The 9,987-nt window shown below is 68.9% G+C and carries 8 protein-coding genes; 1 reads left to right on the top strand and 7 read right to left on the bottom strand.

Going from position 1 to position 9,987, the window contains the following annotated elements:
• Positions 1 to 60: 60 nt before the first annotated feature.
• Genes ACWDO5_RS23600 through ACWDO5_RS23590 form a run of 3 tightly spaced genes read right to left on the bottom strand, consistent with a single transcriptional unit; the run spans position 61 to position 3,303 of the window.
• The gene (locus tag ACWDO5_RS23600; RefSeq protein ID WP_450532323.1) at positions 61 to 1,503 is read right to left on the bottom strand and encodes a glycosyltransferase; all 1,443 of its coding nucleotides are present in this window, start codon (positions 1,501 to 1,503) and stop codon (positions 61 to 63) included.
• Between the two features lie 21 nt (positions 1,504 to 1,524).
• The gene (locus ACWDO5_RS23595) at positions 1,525 to 2,088 is read right to left on the bottom strand and encodes a hypothetical protein (RefSeq protein WP_450532322.1); all 564 of its coding nucleotides are present in this window, start codon (positions 2,086 to 2,088) and stop codon (positions 1,525 to 1,527) included.
• Between the two features lie 9 nt (positions 2,089 to 2,097).
• Positions 2,098 to 3,303 carry a glycosyltransferase gene (locus tag ACWDO5_RS23590; RefSeq protein WP_450532321.1) on the bottom strand — a complete coding sequence of 402 codons (1,206 nt, stop codon included), beginning with the start codon at positions 3,301 to 3,303 and terminating at the stop codon, positions 2,098 to 2,100.
• Positions 3,304 to 3,414: 111 nt separating this feature from the next.
• Between ACWDO5_RS23590 and wecB the strand changes: the two genes are divergently transcribed.
• On the top strand, positions 3,415 to 4,503 hold the full coding sequence (gene wecB, locus ACWDO5_RS23585) for a non-hydrolyzing UDP-N-acetylglucosamine 2-epimerase (RefSeq protein ID WP_450532320.1): 1,089 nt from the start codon (positions 3,415 to 3,417) through the stop codon (positions 4,501 to 4,503).
• Positions 4,504 to 4,624: 121 nt separating this feature from the next.
• Here the strand turns inward: wecB and ACWDO5_RS23580 are convergent, their stop codons facing one another.
• The 4 genes from ACWDO5_RS23580 to ACWDO5_RS23565 are packed head-to-tail and all read right to left on the bottom strand — an operon-like array spanning position 4,625 to position 9,694.
• Positions 4,625 to 5,920 carry a nucleotide sugar dehydrogenase gene (locus ACWDO5_RS23580; protein WP_450532319.1) on the bottom strand — a complete coding sequence of 432 codons (1,296 nt, stop codon included), beginning with the start codon at positions 5,918 to 5,920 and terminating at the stop codon, positions 4,625 to 4,627.
• On the bottom strand, positions 5,917 to 7,551 hold the full coding sequence (locus tag ACWDO5_RS23575; RefSeq protein WP_450532318.1) for a glycosyltransferase family 2 protein: 1,635 nt from the start codon (positions 7,549 to 7,551) through the stop codon (positions 5,917 to 5,919). Before ACWDO5_RS23575 ends, ACWDO5_RS23580 begins: the two co-directional genes overlap by 4 nt.
• A gap of 11 nt (positions 7,552 to 7,562) precedes the next feature.
• The gene (locus ACWDO5_RS23570; RefSeq protein WP_450532317.1) at positions 7,563 to 8,579 is read right to left on the bottom strand and encodes a Gfo/Idh/MocA family protein; all 1,017 of its coding nucleotides are present in this window, start codon (positions 8,577 to 8,579) and stop codon (positions 7,563 to 7,565) included.
• Positions 8,576 to 9,694: a DegT/DnrJ/EryC1/StrS family aminotransferase gene (locus ACWDO5_RS23565; protein WP_450532316.1), complete on the bottom strand. Its 1,119-nt coding sequence runs from the start codon at positions 9,692 to 9,694 to the stop codon at positions 8,576 to 8,578. The genes ACWDO5_RS23570 and ACWDO5_RS23565 overlap by 4 nt, the downstream gene beginning before the upstream one ends.
• Positions 9,695 to 9,987 lie beyond the last annotated feature (293 nt).

Raw genomic sequence — 9,987 nt, 5'->3', positions numbered from 1 at the left:
GCCCCGACCGGAGTTCCGGTCGGGGCCTTCGCCGTTGGCGGATCCGAATCAGTCCGCGAATCAGTTCTCGAGTTCGTCCTCGCGGCCGACGATGGTCCGCAGCCGCTCCTCGAAGGGCTTGAGCACGGCGTCGCGCTGGTACCTGTCGGCGTGCCTGCGGGCGATCTCGCGCTGCTCCGGCGTCATGTCACGCGCGGCCTTGCCCGCCGCGACCATCGAGGCCGCCAGCTCGTCCACGTCCAGGCTGTTGGCGTTGAACCACAGCGGATAGCCCTCGAGCACGTCCTGGGCGGCGATACCCGGCGCGTGCACCGAGACGATCGGATGCCCGAAGGCCATGTACTCGAAGATCTTGCCCGAGGTCACGTACTTGCCGCCGCCGGCCAGGAAGACCAGCACGTCCGCGTCCTCGTAGACCTTGCCGACCTCGGTCTTGGAGACCGGGCCGCAGTAGCGCAGTCCGGTGTCCTCGGCCCCGTTCTCAGGAGCCTCGTCGTCCAGGCCGAGCTTCTTCTTCAGCGTCGCCGGGCTGTTCTTGAAGAAGCCGAGGTGGCCGTGGATCTGCAGCTCGGCGTCCGCCAGATCGGGATGACGGCGGGCGATCTTGAACGCCTCGGCCATCTCCTCGACGGGCTGCTTGACGGTGAGCGTGCCGAGGTACGCGAACTTCAGCGGCCGCTGACCCTCGGCAGAAGTCTGCACACTGGCGGTCGCCTCGGTCCCGGCAGCGGCCCCGGTCTCACCGGCCGCCGCGGGCTCCGGCTTCTCGTCCGGCTCGGGGGCCGCCGGAATGACGTCCGCGTCCCAGCCGTTCGGGACCACCATCATGCGGTCCGCGACCTCCGGGTACCGCTCCGCGTGCCAGCCCCGCAGCGCCTCGTTCACGAACACCGACGCGGCTGCCTTGCCCAGCATCCGCTTCTCCCAGGCCCACGCGATGTGGCCCTTGGGGAAGGCGGGCTCGTCGTGGAACAGGTCCAGCGTCCACGAGTCGCGGTAGTCCATGACGTACGGCACACCCGTCAGCCGGTTGAACAGCCAGGCCGCGCCGAAGGACGCGAACGGGTTGCCGGTGGCGACGACGACGTCGAAGCGCTTCCTGGAGTGCAGTTTCAGCGCGCGCACGACGGAGGCCCAGGCCCACGAGGAGTAGCGCTCCGGGAACAGCTTCGTCTGGCTGAACTGGTACACGCGCTTCGCCATCAGCGGGAAGCTGCGGCGCAGCCAGCTGAACTCACGCAGGTCCTGCTGCCAGGTGTACTGGTTGAGCGACGGACGCTCGACCTGGATACGCGGGTCGACCGTCTCCGAGAGACCCTCGTCCACCGAGCCGATCCTCTTGTAGAGGAAGTCCAGCGGAGACGCACAGACCGTGACGTCCCAGCCCTTCTCGACGAGGTGGTTGGCCGTCGCCCTGGCGCGGTACACGCCACTCGCCCGGGAGGGCGGGAAGTAGAACGCCAGATAGAGCACGCGTGGACGCCGGTCGCTGCGGTTCTTCATGGATCTTCCTCGGTGTTGAGATCAGCGAGCGGCTGAGGTCTGCGGGGTCTGCGGGGATACGTCGTAGTCGATGCCGTAACAGACTCTGGGGACTGCCAGGCCGTCGGACTCCCACGCCTGAATCAGTTGTACGGCGCGGGGCACCGATAGCGCATCCGCGACGACGAGCAGCTCCGGGCCCCTGCTCCGGCCGAAGTGGCGCCAGACCAAGCGGTCGGAGATCTTCGGCCACACCCGGCGGTGCAGCGGGACGAACACCCGCCGATGGACACGGGCCGCCACGCGGCGCTCGTACGCCTTGAGGGCCCGTTTCGCCTTACCGGCCAGCGGGCCGCGGCCGGCGAGCCGTACAACGAGCCTCGGTACACGGTAGAGCACCAGGCGCTCCAGCCTCCGCGGCAGGTGGCGCGCCTCGAGCTCGTCGGCCGTCACCAGCTCCACGCCGGGCTCGAAGCCCTGGTCGAGCCAAGGCTTGCGCGCGCCGACCAGTACGACGGCCCGGCCGCCGCGCGCCACTACTTCCGCCGACTCTTCGACCACGGCCCGCTTGCGGGAGGCGCCGAGAGCCAGGAACAGGACCTGCATGTCACTCCATCACGGGGAGTCGGGGAACCAGAGACGGTAGTGCGCCTGGGCGACGGCCTCGTAGCCGTACTGCGCGGCCAGCTGGTCCTGGGCACGCTTCAGATCCAGACCGCTGCTGTCGAAGCGGCCGCGCAGGCGCCGGTAACCGTCACTGATCGACTCGGCGTTCTCTTCCACATCAATGAGCTCGCCGGCCGCATCCTCGATGCCGGCCAGCGTCTTCTCGGGTCCACCGCAACGTGTCACCAGCACCGGCATACCGGCGGCGATGCCCTCCACGATGGTCATGCCGAAGGTCTCGTACCGGCTCGGATGGACCAGCAGGTCGTGCTCGCGCATCAGGTCGAGCGCCTGCTCGTGCGGGATCGAACCGGGCAGGTCCACGGCGTCGCTCAGCCCGAGCTCGGCCACCCGCGCGGTCAGCGGCTTACGCAGCGGGCCCTCGCCGACCATCGTCAGCGTCAGCGTCGGGTCCTGGGCGTGGCACTGGGCGAAGGCCTCGACCAGCCAGTTGACGCCCTTCAGGTCGACCATGCTGCCCAGGTAGAGCCACTTGCGCAGCTCGGTGACCGGGGCAGGGCGGCTGACGTCGAAGGAGATCGGGTTGGGGATGCGCAGGATCTTGTCCGCGTGGTGCGGGAACTGCTTGCTCAGCACCTCGGTGACCTTGTCGCCGACGGCGAAGAAGCCGGTGACCCGGGCCAGCAGCTCGTCGTAGAGCTCGACGGCCTCGGGGTCCTGGAAGACCCGCTCCAGGAAGGAGGCGTGCTCGGTGACGAAGACCCGCGCGTCAGGACGGGCGTTTTGCAGGGCTGCCCAGCCGCTGGGCAGCCCGACATGGGCGTGCACGACAGGGGCTTCGATGGGCTTGCCACGGAGGGCCGCGCGCAGCTGCCGTTCATGGCTGCGGGACTGGGCGCCGTAGTCCTGACCGCGCGAGGTGGTGACCGGGAAGTGCACCAGCTCGCCGCCGCCGGCGGTGGGCACGCGGTGTGCGGCACGGGTCACGAGTTTGCCATTGGCGGCTTCCACCGCTTGGGTGGTGGTGGCGTCCATCGGGGCGACCCAGGGGTCACAGTGATAGACCACAAAGCTGTCACAGCCCGGGGCCGTCGCACCGACCATCGCCTGGACGAAGGAACCTCGGAAAGGCAGCTCACGTGTGGGATACCACGGCGTGACTACGGCCGCATCCCTCGATGCTGCCTCTTTCATTACCGACTTCCTCCCCGGAGCACACGTCGAGGCGTCACTTTATCATCGGACGGAATTCGGTCTTCGGCCCCAGCCGGGGCCCGCACCCAAGGTCTCAAGGAGCAGTTCAACGTGAAGGTCATCAGCGTCGTCGGAGCTCGTCCCCAATTGGTCAAACTCGCACCGATCGCCGCTGCGTTCGCGGAGACCGAACATCAGCATGTGATTGTTCATACAGGCCAGCACTACGACGCCGATCTGTCCGACGTATTCTTCTCCGGCCTTGGCATTCCGGACCCGGATGTCCACCTCGGCATCGGCTCGGGAAGCCACGGCGTCCAGACCGGCGGCGTGCTCACGGCGATGGACCCGGTCCTCGACGCCGAGCAGCCCGACTGGGTCCTGGTGTACGGCGACACGAACTCCACGCTGGCCGGCGCGCTGTCCGCGGTGAAGATGCACCTCCCCGTCGCGCACCTGGAGGCCGGGCTGCGCTCCTTCAACCGCCGGATGCCCGAGGAGCACAACCGCATCCTCACCGACCACGCGGCCGACCTGCTGCTCGCGCCGACCGAGGAGGCCATGCGCCACCTGGCGGCCGAGGGCCTGGCCGAGCGCTCCGTGCTCGCCGGTGACGTGATGGTCGACGTGTGCCTGCGTATCAGGGACGCCGTGCTGGCCGGCGAGCACCCGGCACCGGAGCTGCCGGAGGGCATCGACCCCCAGGCGCCGTACCTGCTTGCGACGCTGCACCGGCCGGACAACACCGACGCCCCCGAGCGGCTCGCGGCGATCCTCGACTCGCTCGCGAATCTGCCGGTCCCGGTGGCGCTGCTGGCGCACCCGCGGCTGGTCGCGCGGGCCGAACAGCACGGCATCAAGCTGAACCAGGGCTCGCTGCACGCGGGCAGGCCGCTGCCGTACGCCGGTCTTGTGGCCGCCGTCCTCGGCTCGGCCGGTGTGGTCACGGACTCGGGCGGTCTGCAGAAGGAGGCGTTCCTGCTGGACCGCGTGTGCACCACGATCCGCCCGGAGACCGAGTGGGTCGAGACGCTGGAGGGCGGCTGGAACCAGCTGGTCCCGAGCCCGCACGAGCTGGGCACCGCCGACTGGGCCAAGATCGCCACCCGGCCGGCCCCGGCGGCCGAGCGCGGCACCCCGTACGGCGACGGCCGGGCGGCCCACCGCGTGGTCGAGTTCCTGGAGCAGCACAAGCGCTAGCACGCACAGCGAAGGCCCCGCCCGCCTCACTGAGGCGGGCGGGGCCTTTGGTGCTGGCACATCAGCCATCAATTGAGCAACCCCCACGAAGAGCAACCACCTCCGCGAGAGCGGCGCCGGTTTAGGCGCAAAGGGGCGCGCCGATGACGACCCGGCGTACGCCTTCCCAGCGCTTCGGGTCGGTGGTGCGCCGCCCGTCGACCAGGACGCGGACGTCCGGCAGGTCGGAGGCGGCCAGCTCGCGGTACTCGGCGTGGTCGGCCTGCAGGATCGCGGCGGTGACGGTCTGACCCTCGTGCGGGGTCAGACCGTGCGCGGTCAGCTCCTCGGCGGTGTACATCGGGTCCGACACGAAGGGGACGGCTCCGCGCGCCTTGAGCGCCTCGACGGTCGGGAAGACGCCGGAGAAGGCCGTCTCCTTCACACCGCCGCGGTAGGCGGCGCCGAGCACCAGCACGCCCGCACCGTCCAGGTCGCCGTAGGCGGCGGCCAGCAGGTCCACCGCGTACTCGGGCATGGCGGCGTTCGCCTCGCGCGCCGAGCGCACGACGGTGGCCTCCGGGTCGTTCCACAGGTACATCCGCGGGTAGATCGGGATGCAGTGGCCGCCGACCGCGATGCCGGGCTGGTGGATGTGGCTGTAGGGCTGCGAGTTGCAGGCCTCGATGACCTTCTTGACGTCGATGTCGTTCTTGTCGGCGAACCGGGCGAACTGGTTCGCCAGGCCGATGTTGACATCGCGGTAGGTGGTCTCGGCGAGCTTCGCCAGCTCGGAGGCCTCGGCGGTGCCCAGGTCCCAGACTCCGTTCGGCTGCGCCAGGTCGGCACGCTCGTCGAAGTCCAGCACCTTCTCGTAGAACTCAACGCCGTGCTTCGTCGAGGCCTCGTCGATGCCGCCGACGAGCTTGGGGTAGCGGCGCAGGTCGGCGAAGACGCGGCCGGTGAGCACCCGCTCCGGCGAGAAGACCAGGTGGAAGTCCTTGCCCGCGGTGAGGCCGGAGCCCTGCTCCAGCATCGGGGCCCAGCGGGTGCGGGTGGTGCCGACCGGCAGGGTGGTCTCGTACGAGACGAGAGTGCCGGGCCTCAGACCCGCGGCGATCGCCTTGGTCGCGGAGTCCATCCAGCCGAAGTCCGGCACGCCTTCGGAGTCCACGAACAGCGGGACGACGACCACGACAGCGTCGGACTCGGCGACGGCGGACGCGGTGTCGGTGGTCGCGGTCAGCAGCCCGGCGCCGACGGTCTCCTTGAGCAGACGGTCGAGGTCGTGCTCACCGGGGAAGGGCTCGGTGCCGGCGTTGACCAGCTCGACGACCTTCTCGTTGACGTCGGCACCGATCACCCGGTGGCCCTTGGCGGCGAACTGCACGGCAAGCGGAAGCCCGATCTTGCCGAGCGCGACTACACAGATATTCATCGGGTTACTTTCCTCTTCAACCGGACCAGCAGGGGTCGCACGCGCAACCACCATCTATTCGCGGGCGGGAACAGCAGGCCGGTCAGGACGACCATCCGGCCCTTGTTGTTCACGCGCGCCGCCACTCGATACGGAGTGCCACTGCGCCAGCGCCGGGCCAGCGGCATCGGCTTGTCCGTGCCGCGCACCGGGATCTCGTACGTCCAGCCTGCGACATCCACGTAGAGGCGCACGCCCAGCTGGGCCTGGCGGGGCTGGATCGGGATGCGCGCGCGGATCACCGTGCCGGCTCCGTCGGCAGTGACTTCCTGGGTGAACTCGCCCACGGGTGCGGGAAGTTCATGACCGGCGGGCAGCCTGCGGGCGCCGGCCCTGTCCGCACTCCTGGGCATCGAGCCCTGGACGAGGCGGATGACGGCCGACTCGGTGTCGCCGGTGAGCCCGGTGCGTACCGCGATGGCCAGGGACAGATTGTCGCCGCTCTGCTCCCAGTCCGCCGAGACCAGCTCGGTCCCTTCCGAGAGCCGGCCCGGCACCGATTCACCGATCAGCTCGAAGACCCGGTCGGGGATGTTCAGCGCGGGGTCCCGGAAGCCCGGGTAGCGGGCAAAGGCCCTCTCGTCCTCCAAGTGGAACGGCGGTGCGCCGTTCGCCTCCTCGTCCTCGATCGCCCCGACGAGCTCGTCCACCGCGCCGCGCTGGGCCAGGGCGAGCCTGACCCGCCGCATGACCGGCAGGGAGTCGCGCAGTCCGTCCGTGAGGTACTCGTCGGCCAGATCGGCGATCCCGGCGCACACCTCGCGCCTGGTCTGCGGGTCGAGCGCCGGGAAGTCGGCCTTGACGAGCTTGGAGATCTCCCAGTTGAAGTGGCGCTCGAAGACGGTGTCGCGCCGCGGCCCGGCCTCGATGAGTCCGGCCGCGTGCTTCATGATCTCAGCGGTGCAGCGCAGCCGCGCCAGATGATCGGCGCGATAGGTGATGTTGCTCGCGTCCCCGCGCTTCACCGCGTAGTAGTACGTGTAGTCCGCGAGCACCGAGATCTTCCGGGCCCGCACGCACGCCTCGATGGTGAAAGGCTGATCGCTGCCGACCGGCAGGTCCTCGGGGAAGCGCAGCTTGTACTTCTCCACCAACTCACGGCGGAACAGCTTGGTGTTGGACAGCGTGTACGGCAGCGCCGAGTCGGAGTCGAACAGACTGACGTCCGGGTTGCTCTTCTTGAAGAGCACCTGGTGTACATAACGGCCGTTGGTGCCGACCATCTTGCCGACCACGACGTCCGAGTCGTGCTTGTCGGCACAGGCCACCATCCGCGCCAACGCCTCTTTGCCGAGGTGGTCGTCGGAGCCGATGAAGTAGACGTAACGTCCGGTGGCCACGTCCAGCGCCCTGTTGCTGGGCGCGGCCGGGCCACCGGAGTTCGCCTGGCGGATCACCCTCACGGTGTCCGGGTACTTCTTGGCGAAGCGGTCGAGCTCCGCCCCGCTGTCGTCCGTGGAACCGTCGTCGACGGCCACGATCTCAAGCCTGTCCAGGCCAATGCTCTGCCCGACAAGGGAGTTAAGGCATTCCGTCAGATACGGCATCGTGTTGTACACGGCGACGACGACGGTGACATCAGGACTGGTCAAGGCTCCTCGCCCTACTGGGCCGCGGTGTACGCGGAGAGATCGACTGTGGTGCCGGTTGCGGCTGACTGCAGTACGGCTGCTGCCACCTCTACCGTACGAAGGCCCTGGCGCAGCGTGCAGATGTCGTTGGACTTACCAAGGACAGCGTCGCGGAAGAGCTCGTGCTCGACCAGCAGCGGCTCGCGCTTCGGGATGGCGTAACGAATCATGTCGCCCTCGGCGACACCGCGGAACGCCTGCAGCGCCTCCCACTCGGTCGCCTGGGCGGCGTTCGAATAGAACGTCAGGTCGGCGGTGAGAGTGTCCGCGATGAAGCAGCCCTTCTCACCGGTGACCGAGGTGAACCGCTCCTTGAGCGGGCTCAGCCAGTTGACCAGGTGGTTGACCATGGTGCCGTCGGAGAGCTGGCCGACCGCGGAGACCATGTCCTCGTGCGGACGGCCCGACTTTGAGACCGTGCGCGCCGAGATCGAGGTGTACGTCTGTCCGGTCACCCACCCGGTGAGGTCGATGTCGTGGGTGGCGAGGTCCTTGACCACACCGACATCGGCGATGCGGTGCGGGAAGGGACCCTGGCGGCGGGTGACGACCTGGTAGACGTCGCCGAGCTCGCCGGCCTCCAGGCGCTGGCGCAGCGAGCGCAGCGCCGGGTTGCAGCGCTCGATGTGGCCGACGCCGGCCACCAGGCCGCGCGACTCGAAAGCCTCGACAAGCCTGTCGGCGCCCTCCACGGTGTCCGCGACGGGCTTCTCGACCAGCGCGCCGACACCGGCCTCGGCAAGCTTGAGGCCGACTTCCTCGTGCAGCGCGGTCGGGCAGGCCACGACGGCGTAGTCGACACCGAGCGAGATCAGCTCCTCGACGGTCGACAGCACCGGGACGCCCTGTGCCCAGCCGTTCTTGTCACCCATCGGGTCGACGACGGCGACGAGTTCGACGCCTTCCAGGCCGGCGAGTACGCGGGCGTGGTGGCGACCCATCGAGCCGAGGCCGATCAGGCCGGCCCGCAGTCCCTGGACGGTGGTCACAGCTTCTCTCCAAGATCGTTCACGGCGGCGGCGATGCGCTCGAGGTCCTCCGCGGACAGTGAAGGATGCACCGGAAGCGAGACGACCTCGGCGGCCGCACGCTCGGTCTCGGGCAGGTCCCAGTTACGGCCGGCCTTCTGGTCCGGCTCCCAGTACGGCTTCAGCCGGTGGATCGGAGTCGGGTAGTAGACGGCGTTGCCGACACCCGCCTCGGTGAGCTTCGCCATCGCGGCGTCGCGGTCCCCGCTGATCCGGACCGTGTACTGGTGGTAGATGTGACGCGCGCCCTCGGCGACCGTCGGGGTCTGCACGTTCGGCGCGGTGATGTGCTCGGTGAGGTACGCGGCGTTGGCGATACGCTGCTCGGTCCAGCCGGCCAGCTTCGAGAGCTGTACGCGGCCGACGGCGGCGGCGACGTCCGTCATACGCATGTTGGCGCCGACGATCTCGTTGGCGTACCGCTGCTCCATCCCCTGGTTGCGCAGCAGGCGCAGGGTGCGGGCGATCTCGGCGTCACCCGTGGAGATCATGCCGCCCTCCAGGGAGTGCATGTTCTTGGTCGGGTAGAAGCTGAAGGTGCCACCGGAGCCGAACGCGCCGACCGGGGTGCCGTTCAGCGCCGCCGCGTGCGCCTGGCAGGCATCCTCGACGACGGCCAGTTTGTGCTTGGCGGCGATGGGCATGATCTTGTCCATCGCGGCCGGATGGCCGTACAGGTGCACCGGCATGATCGCGGCGGTGCGCGGCGTGATTGCGGCCTCGACGGCCGCCGGGTCCAGACCGAAGGAGCCGGGCTCGATGTCGGCGAAGACGACATCGGCGCCAACCAGGCGGACCGCGTTCGCCGATGCGGCGAACGAGAATGAAGGAACGATTACTTCGTCACCCGGGCCGATGCCCAAAGCCAGCAGAAGGAGGTGCAGCGCGGAGGTACCCGAGTTGACGGCCACACAGTGGCGCCCCTCGACGAGCTCCGAGAAACCCTCCTCGAACGCCGCGACCTCAGGGCCCTGTACGACCCTGCCGCTGCGCAACACGCGTACCGCGGCCTCGATTTCTTCCTCACCGATGACCGGGCGGGCAGCGGGGATGGGCTGCTGATTGCTGCTCGTCATGGACGTCCTCCTTGAACACCGCAAGAGCTCTTTGTGGCAGAGGTCAGGGGCGGAGCGGACGTCTCGCGAGGCCGCGCACACCCCTCCGGCGCAAGCCAACGCCCTACCGAGGATCTGGGACCGGTCTTGTCCCGAACCGGGACGGTCACCCACCGTAGTCTCCGGAACGGGACCTCGCCCGGCAGCGACCGCCGTCACATTATCAGGGATTTCCTAGTCAATTTCGGGGGTGTTAACGGAGCACCCCATCGATTCCGAGACAAAGACCGTGCCCCACCCCCTCGACCCGCGAA

The sequence above is a fragment of the Streptomyces sp. NPDC000880 genome (genome assembly GCF_053599675.1).
Note: the sequence above shows the minus strand (reverse complement) of the source record. Positions and strands in the feature narration are given on the sequence as shown.